The sequence below is a fragment of the Streptomyces sp. SX-6 genome (assembly GCF_059089585.1).
The window spans coordinates 87,956-109,066 of sequence record NZ_JBTHHU010000024.1 but is presented as its reverse complement, the minus strand read 5'-3'; the positions used below and the strand labels follow the sequence as shown (position 1 = coordinate 109,066).

General features: G+C 72.2%; 22 protein-coding genes and 2 tRNA genes. 5 read left to right on the top strand and 19 right to left on the bottom strand.

Annotated elements, in window-relative coordinates:
* Positions 1-241: 241 nt before the first annotated feature.
* Together ACV530_RS25635 and ACV530_RS25630 are read left to right on the top strand one after the other, a co-directional pair.
* The gene (locus tag ACV530_RS25635) at positions 242-895 is read left to right on the top strand and encodes a hypothetical protein (protein WP_494334958.1); all 654 of its coding nucleotides are present in this window, start codon (positions 242-244) and stop codon (positions 893-895) included.
* Positions 892-2,406 (top strand): NADH-ubiquinone oxidoreductase-F iron-sulfur binding region domain-containing protein, encoded by a 1,515-nt coding sequence (locus ACV530_RS25630; protein WP_494334957.1) that lies wholly within the window; start codon positions 892-894, stop codon positions 2,404-2,406. Before ACV530_RS25635 ends, ACV530_RS25630 begins: the two co-directional genes overlap by 4 nt.
* A gap of 58 nt (positions 2,407-2,464) precedes the next feature.
* Here the strand turns inward: ACV530_RS25630 and ACV530_RS25625 are convergent.
* From ACV530_RS25625 to ACV530_RS25610, 4 genes are all read right to left on the bottom strand, one after another.
* A tRNA-Ala gene (locus ACV530_RS25625) sits at positions 2,465-2,537 on the bottom strand.
* Between the two features lie 122 nt (positions 2,538-2,659).
* Positions 2,660-2,893, bottom strand: coding sequence for a hypothetical protein (locus ACV530_RS25620; RefSeq protein ID WP_004944425.1), 234 nt, complete (start codon positions 2,891-2,893; stop codon positions 2,660-2,662).
* A gap of 4 nt (positions 2,894-2,897) precedes the next feature.
* Positions 2,898-3,050, bottom strand: a complete 153-nt coding sequence (locus tag ACV530_RS25615) for a hypothetical protein (RefSeq protein ID WP_494334956.1) — start codon at positions 3,048-3,050, stop codon at positions 2,898-2,900.
* A gap of 70 nt (positions 3,051-3,120) precedes the next feature.
* Entirely contained in the window at positions 3,121-4,581 is a 1,461-nt protein-coding gene (locus tag ACV530_RS25610; RefSeq protein ID WP_494334955.1) for an MFS transporter, read from the bottom strand.
* A gap of 94 nt (positions 4,582-4,675) precedes the next feature.
* Here ACV530_RS25610 and ACV530_RS25605 point away from each other — a divergent pair, with 94 nt between their 5' ends.
* Positions 4,676-5,620: a helix-turn-helix transcriptional regulator gene (locus ACV530_RS25605; RefSeq protein ID WP_494334954.1), complete on the top strand. Its 945-nt coding sequence runs from the start codon at positions 4,676-4,678 to the stop codon at positions 5,618-5,620.
* Between the two features lie 64 nt (positions 5,621-5,684).
* Here the strand turns inward: ACV530_RS25605 and ACV530_RS25600 are convergent.
* From ACV530_RS25600 to ACV530_RS25570, 7 genes are all read right to left on the bottom strand, one after another.
* Positions 5,685-5,757 (bottom strand) — tRNA-Ala (locus ACV530_RS25600).
* 115 nt (positions 5,758-5,872) lie between these two features.
* Entirely contained in the window at positions 5,873-6,523 is a 651-nt protein-coding gene (locus ACV530_RS25595; protein ID WP_494334968.1) for a histidine phosphatase family protein, read from the bottom strand.
* Positions 6,520-6,954: a ribosome silencing factor gene (rsfS, locus tag ACV530_RS25590; RefSeq protein ID WP_494334953.1), complete on the bottom strand. Its 435-nt coding sequence runs from the start codon at positions 6,952-6,954 to the stop codon at positions 6,520-6,522. Before rsfS ends, ACV530_RS25595 begins: the two co-directional genes overlap by 4 nt.
* Before the next feature lie 126 nt (positions 6,955-7,080).
* Entirely contained in the window at positions 7,081-8,724 is a 1,644-nt protein-coding gene (locus ACV530_RS25585) for an LCP family protein (RefSeq protein WP_494334952.1), read from the bottom strand.
* Positions 8,725-8,767: 43 nt separating this feature from the next.
* Complete coding sequence (gene nadD / locus ACV530_RS25580) at positions 8,768-9,379, bottom strand: nicotinate-nucleotide adenylyltransferase (RefSeq protein WP_494334951.1); 612 nt, start codon at positions 9,377-9,379, stop codon at positions 8,768-8,770.
* Between the two features lie 55 nt (positions 9,380-9,434).
* A complete protein-coding gene (locus ACV530_RS25575; RefSeq protein WP_494334950.1) occupies positions 9,435-9,596 on the bottom strand; it encodes a hypothetical protein in 162 nt (53 codons plus the stop codon).
* A gap of 96 nt (positions 9,597-9,692) precedes the next feature.
* Entirely contained in the window at positions 9,693-9,863 is a 171-nt protein-coding gene (locus ACV530_RS25570) for a hypothetical protein (RefSeq protein ID WP_494334949.1), read from the bottom strand.
* 113 nt (positions 9,864-9,976) lie between these two features.
* Between ACV530_RS25570 and ACV530_RS25565 the strand changes: the two genes are divergently transcribed.
* Positions 9,977-11,062: a M48 family metallopeptidase gene (locus ACV530_RS25565; RefSeq protein ID WP_494334948.1), complete on the top strand. Its 1,086-nt coding sequence runs from the start codon at positions 9,977-9,979 to the stop codon at positions 11,060-11,062.
* 16 nt (positions 11,063-11,078) lie between these two features.
* Here the strand turns inward: ACV530_RS25565 and ACV530_RS25560 are convergent, their stop codons facing one another.
* From ACV530_RS25560 to proB, 5 genes are all read right to left on the bottom strand, one after another.
* Complete coding sequence (locus ACV530_RS25560; RefSeq protein WP_494334947.1) at positions 11,079-12,155, bottom strand: SCO2583 family membrane protein; 1,077 nt, start codon at positions 12,153-12,155, stop codon at positions 11,079-11,081.
* 158 nt (positions 12,156-12,313) lie between these two features.
* On the bottom strand, positions 12,314-12,913 hold the full coding sequence (locus ACV530_RS25555; protein WP_494334946.1) for an SCO2584 family spore wall biosynthesis protein: 600 nt from the start codon (positions 12,911-12,913) through the stop codon (positions 12,314-12,316).
* A 62-nt stretch (positions 12,914-12,975) separates the two neighbouring features.
* Positions 12,976-14,274, bottom strand: a complete 1,299-nt coding sequence (locus ACV530_RS25550; protein WP_494334945.1) for a glutamate-5-semialdehyde dehydrogenase — start codon at positions 14,272-14,274, stop codon at positions 12,976-12,978.
* Positions 14,275-14,356: 82 nt separating this feature from the next.
* Positions 14,357-14,848, bottom strand: coding sequence for a DUF8830 family protein (locus ACV530_RS25545; protein ID WP_494334944.1), 492 nt, complete (start codon positions 14,846-14,848; stop codon positions 14,357-14,359).
* Between the two features lie 269 nt (positions 14,849-15,117).
* Positions 15,118-16,266 (bottom strand): glutamate 5-kinase, encoded by a 1,149-nt coding sequence (gene proB, locus ACV530_RS25540; RefSeq protein ID WP_494334967.1) that lies wholly within the window; start codon positions 16,264-16,266, stop codon positions 15,118-15,120.
* A 270-nt stretch (positions 16,267-16,536) separates the two neighbouring features.
* Between proB and ACV530_RS25535 the strand changes: the two genes are divergently transcribed.
* Positions 16,537-18,582 carry a hypothetical protein gene (locus ACV530_RS25535; protein ID WP_494334943.1) on the top strand — a complete coding sequence of 682 codons (2,046 nt, stop codon included), beginning with the start codon at positions 16,537-16,539 and terminating at the stop codon, positions 18,580-18,582.
* Between the two features lie 199 nt (positions 18,583-18,781).
* On the opposite strand, the gene obgE is transcribed toward ACV530_RS25535, so the two are convergent.
* The 3 genes from obgE to rplU form a co-directional block, all read right to left on the bottom strand.
* The gene (gene obgE / locus ACV530_RS25530; protein WP_494334942.1) at positions 18,782-20,221 is read right to left on the bottom strand and encodes a GTPase ObgE; all 1,440 of its coding nucleotides are present in this window, start codon (positions 20,219-20,221) and stop codon (positions 18,782-18,784) included.
* Positions 20,222-20,341: 120 nt separating this feature from the next.
* Positions 20,342-20,596, bottom strand: a complete 255-nt coding sequence (gene rpmA, locus ACV530_RS25525) for a 50S ribosomal protein L27 (protein WP_494334941.1) — start codon at positions 20,594-20,596, stop codon at positions 20,342-20,344.
* Between the two features lie 14 nt (positions 20,597-20,610).
* Positions 20,611-20,931, bottom strand: a complete 321-nt coding sequence (gene rplU / locus ACV530_RS25520) for a 50S ribosomal protein L21 (protein WP_494334940.1) — start codon at positions 20,929-20,931, stop codon at positions 20,611-20,613.
* Between the last annotated feature and the right edge of the window lie 180 nt (positions 20,932-21,111).

Sequence of the window (21,111 nt, the reverse complement as noted above, 5' to 3'; positions counted from 1 at the left end):
CTCTGTCGATGAACTGTTCATACAGGGGGCATGAGTTCACCAAGATGACACCAAGGAAACCTCATGTGACGTGCGAGGAAGGTGCGTTGAGGGAGCAAAGACCCAAAACCGGCACGGAAACACGCGGATCGCAGAGCGAACAGATCGCAGAAAGAACAGACGTTAGCAGCGGCTCGGCGCCGCGGATCCAATTCACCGGAAGCGGACCGCATCGTTCGGCAGCTGCCTAGCGTGCGGGGGCATGTCGCTCCTCCACCGCTTCCTCGACCACACCGGAGGCGTGCTCGCCCTCGTCGCGCTCACGGCCACCGTCGTCTGGGGGCTCGTCGCCACCGACCGGCTGGTCCTCACCGCGCGCGGCAGGCTGCTCGCCCAGGCCGTGCACCGCACCCTCGCCGTGTGCGCGCTCGGCTTCCTGGCCGTGCACATCGGCGTCAAGACCGCCGAGGCGCACGCCCGCCCCTCCTCCGCGCTGCTGCCCTTCTCCTCCGGCATACGGGGCACGGCCGGGCTCATCGGACTCGGCGCGCTCGCGGGGTACCTCCTGGTGCTCGCCGCCGCGACCGGCGCCCTGCGTTCCGCCTTCGCCGGCAACGGCCGCGCCGCCCAGCGCTGGCGCGCGCTGCACGCCTGCGCGTACCCGGCCTGGTGCACCGCCGTGCTGCACGGGCTCAAGTCGGGCCGCGCCCCGGCGTCTTGGGTGACGGCGTGCTACGCGCTCTGCCTCGCCGCGGTGGCCGTGGCGCTCGCCGTACGGGCCGTACGCGGCCGGTCCCGCGAGCCCGGGACGGCGGCGGCCTCCACCGGTGCCCACGCGGCGCGCCGGACGGTGCCGCCCGTGACAGTACGGCCCGTCCGGGCCGCCCTCGGACGCCCCACGGGCCGGCACCTGTGAGCACCGCGCTGCCCGACCTGCCCGCGGTCCTCTCCCTCGGACTGCCGCGCCTGACGGCCGGGTTCGACGAGGCGGAGCGCCTGGACCGCAGGACGCACCTGGCCGTGCACGGCTCGGTCCCCCGGCTCGGCGAGGACCAAGTGGCGCTCCTGGCCGAGACGATCGCACTGCGCGGGCGGGGCGGTGCGGGCTTCCCGTTCGCCCGCAAACTGCGGGCCGCCGGGAGCGCGGCGCGGCGGCGCGGGGTGCGGCCCGCGGTGGTGGTCAACGGCTGCGAGGGCGAACCCGCGTGCCGCAAGGACACCGTGCTGCTCGCCCGCGCCCCGCACCTGGTCCTGGACGGCGCGCTGCTGGCTGCCGAGGCGCTCGGGGCCCGTGTGCTCGTAGTGGCGGTGACCCGGCAGTGCACCGAGACGTCCGCACGCGAGGCCCTGGCCGAGCGCGGCCTCGCCGACCGGCGCGGCCGGGCCGTGCGCGCCCGGGTCGTACGCCTCCCGGAGCGGCTGGTCTCCGGGGAGTCCTCGGCACTGCTGCGCGCCGTGGACGGCGGGCCCGCGCTGCCGCCAGGGCGCCATGCGCGGGCGAGCGAGGAGGGCCTGGGCGGTGCGCCGACGCTGCTGTCCAATGCGGAGACCTTCGCCCAACTCGCCCTCGCCGCACGGCTCGGCGCACCGCGCTACGCCGCCACCGGCACGGCCGACGAGCCCGGCACCCTGCTGCTCACACTGTCCGGCGCGGTGCCGTGGCCGAGCGTGGTGGAGGCGCCCGGCGGCGTGCCGATGCCCTACGTCCTGCGCGCGTGCGGCACCGACCCCGGCTTCCAGGGGGTGCTGGCCGGCGGCTACCACGGCGGATGGCTGGACGCCGCGACGGCGTGCGAGGTGGCGGTCTCGCGCGACGCCATCGCCGCGCGGGGCGGGAGCCTGGGCGCGGGCGCACTGCTGCCGCTGCCGAACGGTACGTGCCCGCTGGGCGAGACGGCGCGGGTGGCGCACTGGCTCGCCGCCGAGTCGGCAGGGCAGTGCGGGCCGTGCCGTCTGGGGCTGCCGTCCCTGGCCGGGGCACTGGCGGAGGTGGCGGACGGCGGCGGACGGCGGGCGCTGGAGACCGTACGGGAGCTGACCGGGGCCGTGCGCGGGCGCGGCGCGTGCGGGCATCCGGACGGGGCGGCGCGCTTCGTGCTGAGCGCTCTGGCGGCCTTCACGGACGATCTCGCGGCGCATGTGCTCGGCGGCGGCTGCGGACGGCCGACGGCGGGCGTCCTGCCCCTGCCGGCGCCCGCGGGAGCGGAGGCGGGGGCGGGTGGCGCGGAGGAGCGGCTGGCGGTGGACTGGACGCTGTGCGAGGGCCACGGACTGTGCGCCGGGCTGCTGCCGGAGCTCGTACGGATGGGGGCGGACGGCTATCCGTCGCTCGCCGGTGACGGGGTGCCCGCGCAGCTGCGCGGCCGCGCGCAGCGGGCCGTACGCCGCTGCCCGGCGCTCGCCCTGCGGCTGGACCGGCGGCGGTGAGCGCGGCCCAAATACGCCGAGAGGGCCGCCCGTTCCCGGACGACCCTCTCATTCACTGTGGAGCTAAGGAGAATTGAACTCCTGACCTCCTGCATGCCATGCAGGCGCTCTACCAACTGAGCTATAGCCCCTTGTTTTGTTTTCCCGCCCGGCTTTCCTTGCGGTCTCCCTGGCGACACGGATTACATTACACGGACCCACCCCCCATCCGCCAAATCGGTTGACCGGCGATACCTTTTGCCCGTTTTGCCCGTCAAGCCGTGGCGAAGGAGTAGAACCGCTTGAGCGCGCAGTGCTCGTCGAGCAGCCGCCCGTAGATCGGTTCACCCTCGAGCTCACGGTAGGTCTCGATGGGGTCGCCTTTTATGATCAGCGCGCGTGCGCACTCGACGCACCAGTACTGGTAGTCGGCATTGATCGGCTCCATGTCGCGGACGATCGGAGTTCCGCTGCCGCACCAGTCGCACTTCCGGCTGTGTGCACCCATTCACTCAGCTCCAGCTGTGGCCGCAGGCTGTGCAGACGTAAGAAACACCGCCGTTGTCGCCGAGCACCTGGGCCACATGAGCGGATCCGCATGCCGGGCACTGCAGCGAGAACGTCCTGGGGAGGGCTTCGGATTCCGCGAGGATGCGCATCGGCATGTCCCCTTCCCTCCCCCTTCGGCCCCGTCCGCGCCCGGCGGTCCGATTCTGCCATGCGACGGGCGCCGGGTCAGCGTCGTCGCCGTAGCAGTCCCGTACCCATTCCTGCCACGGCTGTACCCGCCAGCGCGAGGCCGGTTACCCAGAGCGCACGCGCGGATGCCTGCGCGCCCGCACCGTCGATCCCGCCGAGATGGACGGCGCCGAAGACCGCCACGCCCGTCAGCAGGCCGATCTGGGACGTCGTCGCCAGCAGACCGCTGGCATCCGCCGCGTGCTCCCGTCGCACCGCCCCCAGGGTCAGGGTGAGTGTCGGGCTGAAGGCCAGGCTCACTCCCGCACCGCACCCGGCCAGCGCGGCGTACAGCGCGGGCCCGCCGTCGCCCCCGCCGCGCAGCAGCAGTGCGACGGACGTGTAGGAGAGCGCGGCCAGCGCGAAACCGGCCGTGGCCAGACGGTCGTGCCATCTCTCGGGCAGGCGCTGCCAGTTGAGCCCCACCGCGCCGAAGGCCACGGTCATCGGGACGAAGACCATCCCGGCGCGCTGTGCGCTGAAGCCCAGCCCGCTCTGCAGATGCAGTGACAGCACCAGCAGGAAGCCCGCGTTCACCGCCATGGACATCCCGATGCGGGCCACCGCCCGCGGCATGCCGGGCGCCCGCAGCACCTGGGGCGATATCAGCGGTGCCCCGCCGCGCCGGGCCAGCCCCGACTCGTACGCCGCGAAGGCCGCCGCCAGCACCGCGCACAGCGCGAACGACACCCAGCACCACAGGGGCCAGCCCTGGTCCTGGCCGAGCACCATGGGCACCGTGAACAGCGTGACCACCGCCGCGAGGAGCACCAGACCGGGCACGTCGAGCCCGCGGGCGCGCTCCGCCGGCTGCCGCTCCTCCCGCGGCATCAGCCGCACGCCCGCGGCCAGGATCAGCAGCCCGACCGGGACGTTCACCAGGAAGACCAGCCGCCAGCTCGCCCCGAAGAGGTCCGCGCTGACCAGCACACCGCCCACGATCATGCCCGCGGCCGCCCCGGAGGCGAGCACCGCGGAGTACGCCCCCAGCGCCCGGGTACGCGAACGGCCCGTGTACGTGCGCTGGATGAGACTGAGAACCTGCGGCAGCATCGTCGCCGAGCCCACGCCCTGGACGAACCGGAAGGCGATCAACTGCCCGGTGTCCGCGGCGAGTCCGCAGCTGAGCGAGGCCAGCGTGAACAGCGCCACCCCCAGCAGGAACAGCCGGCGGTGGCCGTACCGCGCGCCGAGGCGGGCGCCGGTGATGAGCAGCACCGCATACGCGATGGTGTATCCCGCGATGATCAGCTGCATCCCGGCGCCGGAGGCGTGCAGTTCGGAGCGCATGGTCGGCGCGGCGACATTGACGATGAACGTGTCGAGCAGGGACATGAACTGGCCCGTGAGCACGATCACCAGCAGCCAGCCGGGCCATGGGGCGCGGCGGCGGGGGCGGTTGTCAGTGGTACCCGCTCTACTGGTCACCGGAGCGGCACGGGTGAAGGTCTCGGTCATGTCACCGAGCCTGAGGCCGCCGCGGTACGGGTGGTGAGAGTCCGCCGATGCTGGTACTGGCAGCACCTGGCAGCCGTCCGCACCGGCACCGAGGATGGGGGGTATGACGACGATGGCGACGACGACCGGACGCAAGAGGCCCGAGCTGGCCGCCTTCCTGCGCAACAGGAGGGCCCGGGTGACCCCGGCCGACGTGGGCATGCCCGGAGGGCTGCGGCGTCGTACGCCCGGGCTGCGGCGCGAGGAGGTCGCGCAGCTCTCCGGCGTCGGCGTCACGTGGTACACGTGGCTGGAGCAGGGCCGCCCCATCAACGCCAGCGTGCAGGTGCTGGATGCGATCGCCCGCACGCTCCGCCTCGACACGGCGGAGCGCGAGCATCTCTACCACCTCGCCGAAGTGCCCTACGCGCCGCGGAAGACAGCCGTCGCCGAGACGGTGGACGCGGAGGTGCAGGGCATCATCGACACCCTCGACCCGCTCCCCGCCGTGGTCTACAACGCGCGCTACGACATCCTCGCCTCCAACACGCCCTACCGCGACCTGTTCCCCGTCGTGCACCTCACGGCGGACCAAAGGCCCAACGCCCTGTGGCAGCTGTTCTCCAGACCGTCGTGCTGCAGCCCGTTCATCAACCGCGACCTGGAACTGCCGCACCTCGTGGCCACGTTCCGCGGTGCGTACGGGCGCCATGTCGGCGAGGCCGGCTGGGATGCCTTCGTCCAGCAGCTGTCGGAGGTCAGCGAGGAGTTCCGCGCCCTGTGGGAAGCCGGTGACGTCGTCCCGCAGGGCAACCGGATAAAGGTCATCCGGCACGCCTCCGTCGGGGAGCTCCGGCTGACCACGACCTCGCTCTGGGTGGGCGGGGCGCCGGAGACCCGCGTCGTGGTCCACACGCCCAATGACGAGGAGAGCCGCGAACTGATCGCCCGCCTGCGCACCATAGAGGACCCGGTGGTCGGCTGCTGCGAGCACGCCCGCCCGCTCTCGGAGATGCGCGCACGCGTCGCGGCACGGACGGCCTTGGCGGCGGCGGGCTGAAACGGCGGGCTGAAAACGAACGATCCCGCCCCTCTGCGAGAGAGGGACGGGATCGTTTCGACTGTGGAGCTAAGGAGAATTGAACTCCTGACCTCCTGCATGCCATGCAGGCGCTCTACCAACTGAGCTATAGCCCCGCTGTTCTCGGTTCCCCCGGAGGTTTTCCCCCGCGTTTCCCGCGAACAAGAAGAACTTTAGCCTGCGACCTGCCCAGATGTGAAATCGGGCCGGAAGGGGCCCCGGTGGCCGACCTCAGTCGTCGTCGCCGAGGACGGGCTCGGGCAGCGTCCCCGCGTTGTGCTCGAGCAGGCGCCAGCCGCGCGCGCCCTCGCCCAGGACGGACCAGCAGCAGTTGGTGAGCCCGCCGAGCGCTTCCCACGTGGTGGACTCCAGGCCGAGCAGCCGGCCGATCGTGGTGCGGATCGTCCCGCCATGGCTGACGACGACGAGCGTGCCGCCGTCCGGCAGCTTCTCGGCGTTGGCCAGCACCACCGGGGCGGCCCGGTCGGCGACCTCGGTCTCCAGCTCGCCACCGCCGCGCCGCACGGGCTCGCCGCGCTTCCACGCCGCGTACTGCTCGCCGTAGCGCTCGATGATCTCCTCATGGGTGAGCCCCTGCCAGGCCCCCGCGTACGTCTCGCGCAGAGCGGCGTCGCCGGCGACGGCCAGGCCCGTGAGGGCGGACAGCTCGGCCGCGGTGGCGGCGGCCCGGCGCAGGTCGGAGGCGACGATCGCGTCGGGCTTCATCGCGGCCAGCAGCCGGGCGGCCCGGCGGGCCTGCGCCACGCCGGTCGCGGTCAGCTCGATGTCCGTGGAGCCCTGGAAGCGGCGCTCCACGTTCCACGCGGTCTGGCCGTGCCGCCACAGCACGATGCGGCGACCGCGGCCCGTTCCGCCGCTCAGAGCAGCTCTCCGTCCGCTCCGGCCTCGGCCGTCCGCGCGTGCTCCTCGGCCTTGCCCCGGGTGGCCACCGCGTCCTCGGGCAGCTCGATCTCGGGGCAGTCCTTCCACAGCCGCTCCAGGGCGTAGTAGACACGCTCCTCGCTGTGCTGGACGTGCACGACGATGTCCATGTAGTCGAGCAGCACCCAGCGGGCGTCACGGTCGCCCTCGCGGCGCACCGGCTTGGCGCCGAGCTCCTTGAGCAGCCGCTCCTCGATCTCGTCGGTGATCGACTTGACCTGGCGGTCGTTGGGGGCCGAGGCCAGCAGGAAGGCGTCGGTGATCGACAGTACGTCGCTGACGTCGTAGGCGACGACGTCGTGCGCGAGCTTGTCGGCGGCGGCCTGGGCGGCGGCCCGGATGAGCTCGATGGAGCGGTCAGTGGCGGTCACAAGCCATGCTTTCGATGAGGGGGTCGGTACGCACCAAGGGTCTCACGACCCGCCGACGCCCTTCCTTGCCTTTTCCGCCCGCCTTCCGCCCGCCCCGGAGGCTCCCGTCAGCCCCACGAGCTCCCGTCAGCCCTTGTAGTCCTTGCCCAGGGTCACGGTGATGTCGGCGTTGGCGGCGCCCTGCGCCTTCTTCACGGCCCCGGCAGGCAGCCCCAGGGTCTTGGCGACCTCCCTGGCCTCGCCCGCCCGCCTGTCGTCCGCGTAGGTCACCGACGACGTGCCCTGCACGGGCGCTGTGCCGCCGTCGAGGCTCGTGTAGCCCCCGTTCACGAGCGCGACCTGCGCCGATCCGGCGGCGGCAGTGCCGCCTGTGGCATTCCTCACGCTCACCCGGGGCGCCGCGTCCTTGCCCGCGTCCCCGACCGCGCCGCCCAGCACGTCCTTGACCACGCGGTCGGCCGCCTGGCCGTCGAGCGTGCCGTCCTGCCGCACGGGCAGCACGGTCGTGTCGTACGCACCGCTCTTGGACCGCGAGGCGAGCTGTGCCAGGGAGGCACCGAGCTGCTTGACGGACAGCGAGGGGTCGGGGATCTGGGCAAGCGACTCCACGGTCGTGGTCGCGGCGCCGGGGTCGGTGGAGAGCTTCTTCAGCACCGCCTGCATGACCTGGCCGAAGCGCGCGAGCTGCTTGTTCTGGTCCTCGCGGGCGGCCCGGTAGGTGGCGTAGGCGACGGCCGTCTGGCCGTTCAGGCTCTGGCCTCCGCCCTGCCGCACGAGCGGGCCGTCACCGGGCTTCGCGCCGGGCACCTCGGCGTCCGCGTCGACGGTGATGCCGCCGACGAGCTGGACGAGGTTCTCCAGGTAGGGAGTGTCCAGCCGCCAGCTGCCCTTGATCCGGGAGCCGAGCAGGGTGTTGAGGGCGTCCCGGGTGGCGCCGGTGCCGGCGTCCGTGACGGACTTGCCGAGGGTCGTGGCGCCGCCGCCCTCCTTGGCCACGGCGAGCGAGTTCGGCAGCAGCACCGTGCTGCCCTTCCGGGTGGTCTCGTTGTCCACCAGCAGGGCCGTGGAGCTGCCCCCGCCCTTCATCTGCCGCAAGTGCACGACGATGACGTCGCGCTGCTGGGCACCGCCCGTGGCCGTGCTCTTCTTGTCGTCGGAGCCCGACAGGAAGAACCAGGCGAGCCCGCCGGCCAGGACGAGCACGAAGGCCACGACGAGGACGACGTACCGGTTACGGCCCTTGCGCTTGCGCTCGTCGCGGCGCTCCGAGCGGCTTTCGCTGAACTTGAGCCAGTCGATGACGTCCTCGGACTCCTCGTCCGGCGCCTCGACGAACGAGAACTGCTCGGTGCGGTAGTCCTGTGCCTTCGCCCCGTCCGCCTGGTCCGGGGCCTGACGCGGCTCCGGGATCACACTGTCCGGGATCACGCTGCCCGGAAGCACAGCCTCCGGTACCGGCTGCTGCTCCTCCGGGGCGGTCCGCCCGGCCTGCCGGGGGATCCAGTCCTGCTCGCGCGTCTGCGCCTGGGGCGGGGACGGGGGCGGGGCGTAGGCGGCCTGGTCGTACGCCTGCGGTGCCGCGGCGGCGTACGGGTCGTGGCCGTGGCCCTGCTGGTACGCACTCTGCAGGGGCTGCCCGTAGACGTCGTACGCGAGCTCGGGTGCGTCGGGCTGATACACCGGACGGCCGTAAGCGTCGTAGCCGTACACCTGCGGCTGCTGCGGGTACGGGTACGAGTCGTGTGCGTACGGGTCCTGGCGGTCGTTCAACGGTGCCCCTCGGTGGCCGCCGAGCCGGGAATCGGCCCGATTGTCAGCCGTCGTGACGGTACAGCCTGCGCTTGTGGATGTAGCGCACGACACCGTCGGGGACCAGGTACCAGACCGGTTCGCCCCGGGAGACGCGCGCACGGCAGTCGGACGAGGAGATGGCGAGCGCCGGGACCTCGACGAAGGAGACCCGGTCGTCGGGCAGCCCGGGGTTGGCCAGTATGTGGCCGGGCCGGGTGACGCCGATGAAGTGGGCCAGGGAGAACAGCTCGTCCGTGTCGCGCCAGGTGAGGATCTGTGAGAGCGCGTCGGCGCCGGTGATGAAGAACAGGTCGGCGTCGTTGTTGAGCGAGCGCAGCTCGCGGAGGGTGTCGGTGGTGTACGTCGGCCCGCCGCGGTCGATGTCGATGCGGCTGACCGAGAACTGCGGGTTGGACGCGGTGGCGATCACCGTCATCAGATAGCGGTCCTCGGCCGGCGACACCTGCCGGTGGCTCTTCTGCCACGGCTGCCCAGTGGGCACGAAGACCACCTCGTCCAGGTGGAACTGCGCGGCCACTTCGCTCGCGGCGACCAGGTGGCCGTGGTGGACCGGGTCGAACGTCCCGCCCATCACGCCGAGCCGCCGCTTCACGGGCTCTGTCTGCTCTCCCATGCGAGCTGACACTACTGCGCGCGGTCGCACACCGGTTCTCCGGGGACGGCCGGGCTCAGCGGTCGCGGTTGAAGCGGGTGGTGACCCAGAGCAGGAGCAGCAGGATGACGAGCGCCGCGCCGCCCGTCATGTAGGGGCTGATGCTCTTGTGGGTGTCCACGTGCTCGCCTTCGGAGGCGAGGGTGACGAGGGCGGCGTGGGCTGAGGCGAGATTCACGTCGGCAGGACCTATCCGGGATGGGATCGGGTGGAGACTTCGGCCACATCGTATGCGGGCGCGGCCTTCGCCCACACGCCGGGCGCCTCGGCGGCGTCAGTTCTTGTTGCGGTAGCCGCGCAGCAGGAACCAGGCGGTGAGGGGGACGCCGATCAGGGCCACCAGCAGGACCGTGCGCAGCAGCGTGCCGGGGCCCTGGTCGCTCTTCGACACGGCGAGGAGCTCGGTGAAGGCCGGGCTGGCGGCGAAATCATGGATGAGGGGCATGGCTCCACGGTAGCCATGTCGGTGCCACGGCCTAGTGTGGGGTCCGTCAGCCGGGGGACGGGCAGCCGGGGGCCTCCCCGGGAAGACGCAGTAGCCCACTTGAGGGGGTCTCGATGAGTGACAACCATGCCGACGCCACTGCCGGGGACGGCCGCGAGCATCTGCCGAGCCGCAACCGCAGGCGGTTTCCGGACATCTCGTCACGGGCGTACGAGCACCCCGCGGACCGCTCGGCCCTGGTGGCGCTGCGCAAGCTGAGCGGTTTCGACACGGCGTTCAAGGCCCTGAGCGGGCTCCTGCCGGAGCGCAGCCTGCGGCTGCTCTTCCTGTCCGACTCGGTGCGGGTGGGCGAGCAGCAGTTCCCGCACCTGCACGGCATGCTGCTGGACGCCTGCTACATCCTGGACCTGCCCAAGGTCCCGCCGATGTACGTGACCCAGGACCCGCAGCCGAACGCCATGTGCGTCGGGCTGGACGAGCCGATCATCGTGCTCACCACCGGTCTCGTCGAGCTGATGGACGAGGAGGAGATGCGGGCGGTCGTGGGCCACGAGGTGGGCCACGCGCTGTCGGGCCACTCGGTCTACCGGACGATCCTGCTGTTCCTGACCAACGTCGCGCTCAAGGTCGCCTGGATCCCGCTGGGCGGCATAGCGGTGACGGCGATCGTGACGGCCCTGCGCGAGTGGTTCCGCAAGTCGGAGCTGTCGGCCGACCGGGCGGGGCTGCTGGTGGGGCAGGATCTGCACGCCTCCCTGCGCGGGCTGATGAAGATGGCGGGCGGCAACCACCTCCACCAGATGAACGTCGACGCCTTCCTGGCCCAGGCGGAGGAGTACGAGGCGGGCGGCGATCTGCGCGACTCCGTACTGAAGATCATGAACGTGCTGCCGCGCAGCCACCCCTTCACCACGGTGCGGGCGGCGGAGCTCAAGAAGTGGGCCGAGAGCCGCGACCACCAGCGGATCATGGACGGCCACTACCCGCGCCGCGCGGAGGACAAGGACGCCTCGGTGTCCGACTCCTTCCGCGAGTCCGCGAGCCACTACGCCGAGTCCGTGCGCGCCAGCAAGGACCCGCTGATGGGCCTCGTCCGGGACATCGCGGGCGGGGCGAACGACCTCGGCGGCAAGCTCCGGGACACGTTCACGGGGAAGAAGAGCGACGGCAGCGGGCCGAAGGACGAGCCGAAGCAGTAGCTCCGGGAGCGCGGGCTCAGGGGCGCGCCGGGGTCGGCTCGGCCGCCGGGGCGAGCACGCCGCACAGCGCGGCGGCCGGCTGGCCGGTGGCGTACGGGTCGGTGCCGGGCTGGTGGTCGTTGTCGGCCCGCTGCCCGGCCAGCAGCGGGTGCAGGTAGGCCGCGTCGTCCGCCGAGCAGGACTCCGGGCCGGCCTGCATATAGCTCTGCAGGAGCTGCACGTGGTGGTCCTGGAGGTCGTCGCGGTCGAAGCGGAAGCGCACCGTGCGCCGGACGGTGAACAGCGACACCTGAGCGACGTCCGCCTTCGCCGGGCGGAGGGCGTAGACGAAGGTGTGGTCGGCCGAGACCTCCAGGGCCGCGGGCGAGACCTCGGTGACGGAGAAGGTGCCCTGGACGCGCACGGGCGTGTCCGCGAGGGTGACCTGGCGGGGGTCGAAGCGGATCAGCCAGCCGGTCGCCGCGTGCCGCCCGTCGGCCGCCGGGTGGCCGAAACTCCGGTCGAACTGGTCGAGTTGGGACGGCGCGAGCAGGACGCGCAAGCTGCGCTGGTCGCCGCCGAGGAGCACCCCCGTCCCCAGCGCGGACTTGCGGGTGTACTCCTTCGCCGTGGCGAGCGCGGCCATGACCAGGCCTTCGGAGAAGTTCTGGGTGCGCCGCACGGCGGGCAGGTTGATGCCGTCGGCGGCGTTGCGGAACTGTGCGGCAGGGCTGTTGTCGAAGAGCTCCTGCGCCGACCCGCCGGGCACCGGGACGCGCGGCGCGAGCGGGACGACCGTGCTGTGCAGCGGCTCGGCGTCGGGCGGCCTGGGCTCCTTGTAGGGGTGGCGCAGCCCCATGTAGACGGCCGTGCCGAAGGCGAGGACGATCAGCAGCACCAGGAGCATGAGCTGCCGGGAGGCCCCGAGGCGCGCCCAGGCGTGACGGGTGCGGACGGCGGGCGCGTGGTCGGTCATCCGCTCGCGCGCGGAGGACTCCTGGAGCCGGGCAGCACGGACGAACGATTCATCAAAGACGACCGAACGGTACTCTTCGTCGCCACCTCCCGGGACACCCTCGGGCGTCCCCTCAGGTGGGTCTCCAGGCCCTTCCATACCTCAAGGGTAGGTCTCCGGGCGCCTCGGTAAACGCCCTGGTACACGACAACTTTTGACGAAATTTCACGCTGACGGCCGCACGCCCCCGGCCTTGGCCCAGGGCATTGCGGCCCGTCACACCTGCGATGATCACTCAGCGTGCTCAGCAGCGACGGTCAGCCATGGCGTGGTGCGGCCGATACCGCGGGGGGCTGGGAGTCCGCCGAGACGGAGGGCAGCGGGCCGGGCCGGCCCCCCGCCGGAAGGTCCACCCCGGTGGTCGCCGGGGGCGGCGCGGGCTCCCGCCGCTCCCCCGAGGAGGCGCTGCGGTAGACGGCGGCGAAGGCGAAGGCGACCACGCCGATGCCCATGAGCACCGCGAGCACCCAGGCCACCGGCCGGTGCCAGCGGGACCGGCCGCGATAGGGGCGGCGCCAGGTGCCGTACCGGCCGTACGGGCCGTAGGCGTCGTCGGGGTCGAGGTGGTGCGCGAGGCCCGGCAACTCCCCCTGGCCGCCCGGCCGGTGACCCATCGCCTCGAAACCGTCGTCGTCGGCACCGGCACCGACCGGCCAGGCGCGGGCGGCGTCGGCCTCGGCGCGGGCCCGGTCGGCGGCCAGCATCCGCTCGGCGGCACTGGGCTCATGGATCGTGGCCGACCGCACGAAGTCCTCGTCGAAGACCACGGAGGCGAACGGGTCGTCCGCGCCCCCGTGGCAGTGGTTCTCGGGCTCCTCGCCGTCCGGGAACGGCCCGCCCCCCACGTCGTCCGGCACGCAGTCCAGCGTAGACCCGAACCCGTCAATCCGCGCGTCCGGTACGGGAATTCGCCCTACCGCTACCCGCGGATGTGCCCGTCTCCGGTGACGATGTACTTGGTCGAGGTCAGCTCCGGCAGGCCCATGGGCCCCCGGGCGTGCAACTTTTGAGTGGAGATGCCGATTTCGGCACCGAAGCCGAACTGGCTGCCGTCCGTGAACCGCGTCGACGCGTTGACCGCGACCGTCGTGGAGTCCACCAGCTGCGTGAACCGGCGCGCCGCCGCCTGCGACGTGGTGACGATCGCCTCGGTGTGCCCGGAGGACCACCGCCGGATGTGCCGCACCGCCGCGTCCAGGGAGTCCACGACGGCGGCCGCGATGTCGTACGAGAGGTACTCGGTCTCCCAGTCCTCGTCCACCGCCGGGACCACGGTCGCCGCGCTGTCCTTGGCCAGCTCCAGCACCCGCTCGTCCCCGTGCACGGTCACGCCCGCCGCAGCCAGAGCGGCCAGTGCGCGAGGCAGGAACTCCGGCGCGATGTCCTGGTGCACGAGCAGCGTCTCGGCCGCGTTGCACACGCTGGGGCGCTGCGCCTTGGAGTTGACGAGGATCTCCACGGCCATGTCCAGGTCGGCCTCGGCGTCCACGTACACATGGCAGTTGCCCGTGCCCGTCTCGATGACCGGCACCGTGGACTCCTCGACGACCGTACGGATCAGCGAGGCGCCGCCGCGCGGGATCAGCACGTCCACCAGGCCCCGGGCGCGCATCAGTTCACGGACGGACTCCCGGCTCTCGCCCGGCACCAGCTGCACCGCGTCGGCGGGCATCCCGGCCCCGGCGACGGCGTCCCGCAGCACGCGCACCAGCGCGGCGTTGGAGACGTACGCGGACGAAGAGCCGCGCAGCAGCACGGCGTTGCCCGACTTCAGGCAGAGCGCGGCGGCGTCCACCGTCACATTGGGCCGCGCCTCGTAGATGATCCCGACGACGCCGAGCGGCACGCGCACCTGCCGCAGGTCGATGCCGTTCGGCAGGGTGGAGCCGCGCACCACCTCGCCCACCGGGTCGGGCAGGGCGACGACGTTGCGGACGTCCGCGGCGATGGCCCGCACCCGCTCCGTGGTGAGGCTCAGCCGGTCGACGACGCTCTCGGGGGTGCCGGCGGCACGGGCCTTGGCGACGTCCTCGGCGTTGGCCTCGACGATCTCGCGGGTACGGGCCTCGAGGGCGTCGGCGATCGCGAGCAGCGCGGCGTCCTTGACCGAGCGCGGCAGTGGCGCCAGAGCCGCCGCCGCGACGCGTGCGCGACCCGCGGCCTCGAGCACGGGAGACGCCGAGAATTCGGTCTGGGAGGTGGGGATGTCGCTGCTCATGAGCGCAGCCTAACCGGGTTACGGGGATTGACTCCCCCGCGTTCCGCTCCGTGGGACCCGCACCCGACCCGTCGGACAGGCCCTAGAACGGGTGCACGCCGACCGGGGTGGCCGGCAGCGGGCCGTGACCCTCGGCGACGCGCAGGTGGTAGGTCTCGCGGTCGATGACCTCGAGGCCCACGATCTCCCAGGGCGGGAGCCGGGCGGTCGAGCGGTGTTCGCCCCACAGCCGCAGGGCAACGGCCGCCGCGTCGTGCAGGTCGCGGGCCTCCTCCCAGTAGCGGATCTCCGCGTGGTCGCCCGCATAGCGGCTGGTCAGCAGAAAGGGATGGTCGTGCGCGAGCTGTTCCAGCGCCCGCCGGACCTCCGCCAGCGGCGCCTCGGCACCGGAAACGCTGAGGGTGACATGCCACAGCCGGGACACCTCACCGCCCCGCCCGGCGGCCTCGTCCTCCGTCTGACCCACCCGCCCCGGACCGATGCTGGCCAGTGCGCGCTCCTCCCCCGTGGCCCTGCGGGCCCGGTCGGGAGCGCCCCCGTCGCGGGGCAGGGCCCCTGGGCGCCCTCGTCTCACCGGCGGCCTCCTGGTTGTCGCCGGCCCCGCGCGCCGTGCGGCGGAGCCGTGTCGTGCTGGTCTCGCCCTGCTCTGCACGGTGGATCACCGCCGCGGCTCCGCCCGCCCGTGACGGCCCGCACTCCACCCGCACTCCAAAGTTGACCAGCCCGGGGGCGGCCGCGTGGCGGTTTTCCGGAAAGGTCCCGGGGAAAGGCCGGACTCGTCCCGTCCCCTTCCCGTCTTTCGGTCACCCGTCCGCCCTGGCGGTGACGCTCTGGTGACGCCCGTCAGGAGTGCAGCACAACCAGGTCGTCACGGTGCACGACCTCCCGCTCGTAGCCCGGCCCGAGTTCGCGGGCCAGGTCGCGGGTGGAGCGGCCGAGCAGCTGCGGGATCTCCCCCGCGTCGTACGAGACCAGCCCGCGGGCGACGGCGCGGCCCGTGCTGTCGCGCAGCTCGACCGGGTCGCCCGCGCTGAACTCGCCCTCGACCGCCGCGATGCCCGCGGGCAGCAGCGAACCGGTCCCCCGGACCACGGCCCGTACCGCCCCGTCGTCGAGCGTCAGCGCCCCGCGCGGCGTGGAGGCGTGCGCCAGCCACAGCAGCCGGTCGGCGGACCGGCGGCCCGTGGGGTGGAAGTACGTGCCGGTCACGCGCCCGAGGAGCGCGTCGGCGGCCTGGCTGGCGGAGGTGAGGACGACCGGGACGCCGGCCGCGGCCGCGATGCGGGCGGCCTCGACCTTGGTGACCATGCCGCCGGTGCCGACACCGGCCTTGCCCGCGCTGCCGATGGAGATGCCGTCGAGGTCCGCAGGGCCGGTGACCTCGGCGATCCGCGAGGTGCCCGGGGTGCTGGGGTCGCCGTCGTAGAGGCCGTCGACGTCGGAGAGCAGCACCAGCAGGTCCGCCCGGACCAGGTGGGCGACGAGGGCGGCCAGCCGGTCGTTGTCGCCGAAACGGATCTCGTCCGTGGCCACGGTGTCGTTCTCGTTGACGACCGGCACGGCCCCCATGGCGAGCAGCTGGTCCAGCGTGCGCCGGGCATTGCGGTAGTGGGCGCGGCGGCTGGTGTCGTCGCTCGTCAGCAGCACCTGGCCGACCCGGCGGCCGTAGCGGGCGAAGGAGGCGGTGTACCGGGCCACCAGCAGCCCCTGGCCCACGCTCGCGGCGGCCTGCTGACGGGCCAGGTCACGCGGGCGCCGCTCGAGCCCCAGCGGGGAGAGTCCCGCGGCGATCGCACCGGAGGAGACGAGGACGATCTCCTTGCTCCCGTCCGGCTCCCTGCTCCCGTCCGGCCCGCTCGCCCCGAGCGTCCGCGCCAGCACGTCGACGAGCGCGTCAACACGGTCCGCGTCCAGCCCCCCGCCCGCGGTGGTGAGCGAGGACGAGCCCACCTTGACCACGATCCTGCGGGCGTCCACGACCGCGCGCCGCATCTCCGCTGCTGCCACTGCCCCTGCCAATGTCCGTACACCCCTGTGCTCGCCGACCGTGCCCGGCTTCCTGCCTGCTCCGGACCCGCCAATCTACCGGTCCGGCGATTGCGGTCGTTCGACCCTATTTTGTGCCGGTTGACGTGGGCGAAGATTGCTCCTGGCCCAGCGGGCGTCATACGGTCGGTTGCGGCCGTATGTCCGACCGTTGTCCCATGACGTGTCCACCACGGTCCTCCAGACCTCTCAGCCCTCCTGCCAGGAGCCCGTCCAGTGCCCTCTGCCGGAAAAGTCTCCCGCCGAGCCGTACAGGCCGCGGCGCTGCTCGCGATGCTGGTGTTCTTCATCACCCAGCTCGTGGGCGCGCTGCTGCCCAGTGCACCGCTCCTGATCGCCACCTCGGCGGCGGGACTCGCGCTCGACCTCTATTTGCAGCACCGCGATCCAGGCCTGCTCGCGCTGCTCGGCAAGCTCCGCTTCGACGTCATGGTGCGGCAGCTGCTGCGCGACATGCTGCTCATGGTCGGGCTGCTGCGCCTGCACGGCGACGGCTCGCTGCGCTCCTACGCCCCGGTCTTCATCGGGCTCGTGCTCTACTACGGCACGCACCTCGCCTGCCAGGCCGTCGCGATCCTCGTCCGCCGCTCGCGCACGCTGCCGTTCGTCACGCGCAACATCGACGCCTCCGGGCTGCACCTGTCGGCCGCCCCGCCGCGCCTGCTGGCCCGCCAGCACGGCCGCAGGCTGGTGCGCTTCGCCGTCCCCGTCTCCGTCGGCCTGCTGATCACCGTCGGCACCGGCAAGGCCCTGTGGGGCGCGATCGGCGTGGGCATCGGGCTCCTGCTCGGCCTCGGCGGCACCCTGTACCTGGCGAGCTGGCTGCGCCCCGCCAAGCGGATCGCCAACGAACAGCAGGCCATAGAGTGGCTGGACCGGTGGCTCGCCGCCTACCGGCCCACGACCGGCATGTACTTCTCCGGCGGCACGAGCTCCGCGTACCAGGCCAACATGTGGCTCTCCACCCTCGCGGAGCTGGACGGCAACCCGATCATCGTGCTCCGTGAGCGCTTCATGGTGAAGAAGATCGACGCCACGGACATCCCGATCGTCTGCATCCCCAAGGTCGTCCACCTGATGGCCCTGGAGGAGTCGACGCTCAAGCTGCTGCTGCACCCGGCGAACTCGGGCAAGACCTCGCAGGTCCTGCGCATGCCGTCGATCAAGCACGCCTTCACCAACCACGGCGAGAGCGACAAGCTCTCCAGCTGCAACCCGTACTCCAAGGCCTACGACGAGGTCTGGGTCGCCGGCCCCGCCGCGCGCGACCGCTACCAGCTCGCCGACATCGGCGTCGAGGACAAGGACGTCGTCGAGGTCGGCCGCCCGCAGCTCGCCCCGATCCGGCCGTACGCCGGTGCGCCGGTGCGGCCGTACACGACCGTGCTGTACGCCCCCACCTGGGAGGGCTGGGACGGCCAGCCCGGCAACACCTCGGTCATGCTCGCCGGCGAGAACATCGTCCGCGAGCTGCTCGCCGACCCGGCCGTCCGGCTGCTCTACAAGCCGCACCCGATGACCGGCTCCGTCGACCCGCGCGCCGGGCTCGCCGACGAGCGCATCAAGAAGCTCATCCTCGAGGCCAACGACCGCCGTGAGGGCCCGCGTCCGGGCCCGGAGGCCGCCGCCGAGCTCGAGCGCCGCACGGCCGAGCTGGAGGAGATCACCACCACCTCCTTCCGCCACAGCGCGGACGAGGTGGAGCGCATGCTGCTCCAGACCACCCCGGAGCCGGGGCGTGCCGCCAAGGTCACGGCCGCCACGGAGGCCTGGGAGGCCGCCTACTGGGCCTCGCTGCCGGAGTGGGAACACCAGATCATCACCGGCCCGCGGCCGACGCTCTACGGCTGCTTCAACGAGGCGGACCTGCTCATCAGCGACGTCTCCAGCGTGGTCTCGGACTACCTGATCAGCGAGAAGCCGTACGCGGTGGCCAACACCAGCGGGATGACCGAGGAGGAGTTCCTCGCGGGCTTCCCGACCGTCACCGCGGCGACGATCCTCACGCCGGAGGCGGACGGTGTCGCATCGCTGCTCGCGGCGGTCCGCGATCCGCGCCAGGACACGCTCGCGAAGGCGCGTGCGGAGCTGAAGGTGCAGCTGCTGGGACCGTCCGACCCGCCGTCGCTGGTCCGCTTCAACCAGGCGGCCGTGGCGCTCGCCCGCAAGGCGGACGAGCGGGCGGCCCGGGTGGCGGCCCGGATGGCGTCCGAGATTCCCGGGCAGCGGGATGCGGAGGCTTTGGCGGAGGGTGCGGTGTAGCGCCGCGCTCAGCGCATGGGGAAGGCCCCCGGGAGGTTCTCGACCTCCCGGGGGCCTTTCGCGTTCCGCGGGGTGGGGAGTTGTGCCCCGGTCCCGCCCTCTCCCCGTCTCCTGGGGCTGCGCCCCAGACCCCGCTTGTCGCGGCTTCGCCGCTCGTCCTCAATCGCCGGACGGGCTGAAATTCAGCCCGCCGCCGGAATTACGCGAACGGGTCGAAGCCCTCGTACTCCTGGTCCGCATCGTCGCGCTCCGCCTCGCGGTCGCGGCGGCGCTGCGCGGCCGGGCGCGGGGCCTCCAGGCGGTGGTCCTCGCCACGGCGGCCGAGCATCTCCGCACCGGCGGCCATGGTCGGCTCCCAGTCGAAGACGACCGCGTCCTCATCCGAGCCGATGGCCACGCCGTCACCCGCACGGGCACCGGCCTTCATCAACTGGTCCTCGACGCCGAGGCGGTTGAGGCGGTCGGCGAGGTAGCCGACGGCCTCGTCGTTGTTGAAGTCCGTCTGGCGCACCCAGCGCTCCGGCTTCTCGCCGCGCACGCGGTAGATGCCGTCGTCCTCGAGCGTGACCGTGAAGCCCGCGTCGTCGACGGCCTTCGGCCGGATGACGATGCGCGTCGCCTCCTGCTTCGGCTTGGCGGCACGCGCCGCGGCGACGATGTCGGCCAGGGCGAAGGACAGTTCCTTGAGGCCGTGCCGGGAGACGGCCGAGACCTCGTACACCCGGTAGCCGCGCGCCTCGAGGTCGGGGCGGACCATGTCGGCGAGGTCCTGGCCGTCGGGGATGTCGACCTTGTTGAGGACGACCATGCGCGGCCGGTTCTCCAGGCCGCCGTACTCCGCCAGCTCCGCCTCGATCACGTCGAGGTCGCTCAGCGGGTCGCGCTCGGACTCCAGCGTCGCCGTGTCGAGGACGTGCACCAGCACCGAGCAGCGCTCGACGTGCCGCAGGAACTCCAGACCGAGGCCCTTGCCCTGGCTGGCGCCCGGGATCAGGCCGGGGACGTCGGCGATGGTGTAGACGGTCGAACCGGCCGTCACCACACCGAGGTTGGGGACGAGCGTGGTGAACGGATAGTCCGCGATCTTCGGCTTGGCCGCGGACAGCACCGAGATCAGCGAGGACTTGCCCGCGCTCGGGTAGCCGACGAGCGCCACGTCGGCGACGGTCTTGAGCTCCAGCACCACGTCGCCGGCCTCGCCGGGCACGCCGAGCAGCGCGAAGCCGGGCGCCTTGCGGCGCGCCGAGGCCAGCGCGGCGTTGCCGAGGCCGCCACGGCCGCCCTGGGCGGCGATGTAGGTGGTGCCCTGGCCGACCAGGTCGGCGAGGACGTTGCCCTTCCCGTCGAGGACGACCGTGCCGTCCGGCACCGGCAGCACCAGGTCGGAGCCGTCCTTGCCGGAGCGGTTGCCGCCCTCGCCGGGCTTGCCGTTGGTCGCCTTGCGGTGCGGGCTGTGGTGGTAGTCCAGAAGCGTCGTGACGGACTGGTCGACGACCAGGATCACGTCACCGCCACGGCCGCCGTTGCCTCCGTCCGGGCCGCCGAGCGGCTTGAACTTCTCACGGTGCACGGAGGCGCAGCCATGGCCTCCGTTACCCGCGGCGACGTGCAGCTCGACGCGGTCCACGAAGGTGGTCATAGCGGTGTGCCTCCAGATACGTGTGGGGAGATGTGTCTGTTGTAACGCAACAAGGGCGGCCCCGCTTCCCCGGGCAGGGGAAGGGAGGTCCGCCCTCGTGATCGTTCTACGGAGCCTGGATCAGGCAGCCGGAACGATGTTGACGACCTTGCGGCCACGGTGGGTACCGAACTCCACCGCACCGGCGTTCAGCGCGAACAGGGTGTCGTCGCCACCGCGACCGACACCGGTGCCCGGGTGGAAGTGGGTGCCGCGCTGGCGGACCAGGATCTCACCGGCGTTGACGAGCTGACCGCCGAAGCGCTTCACGCCGAGCCGCTGAGCGTTGGAGTCGCGACCGTTCCGAGTGGACGATGCGCCCTTCTTGTGTGCCATCTCTCCTCAGTCCCTTACTTCGCAGCCGTGGGGATGCCGGTGATCTTCACCGCGGTGTACTGCTGGCGGTGACCGATCCGCTTGCGGTAGCCGGTCTTGTTCTTGTACTTCAGGATGTCGATCTTGGCACCCTTGTGGTGGTCCACGATCTCGGCCTGGACCTTGATGCCCGCCAGGACCCACGGGTCGCTGGTGACGGACTCGCCGTCGACCACGAGCAGCGTGGAGAGCTCGACCGTGTCGCCCACCTTGCCGTCGGAAATCTTGTCAACCTCGACGATGTCGCCGACAGCAACCTTGTGCTGGCGACCACCGCTACGCACAACTGCGTACACGCGGATCTCACTCTCTCGCTAGTAAATCGGGACCTCTGATGCCAGCCGCTCGGACGGGCGGAGAACCCGTGTCTGTCCGAAGTGGATGAGCGGCCTCTCCCGGCGGACCGGGAGGTGTTTGCTCAGAAGTGGGCGCACAGACGCCGAAGGCAAGGTTACGGGGCCCTGCCCGGGGGGTCA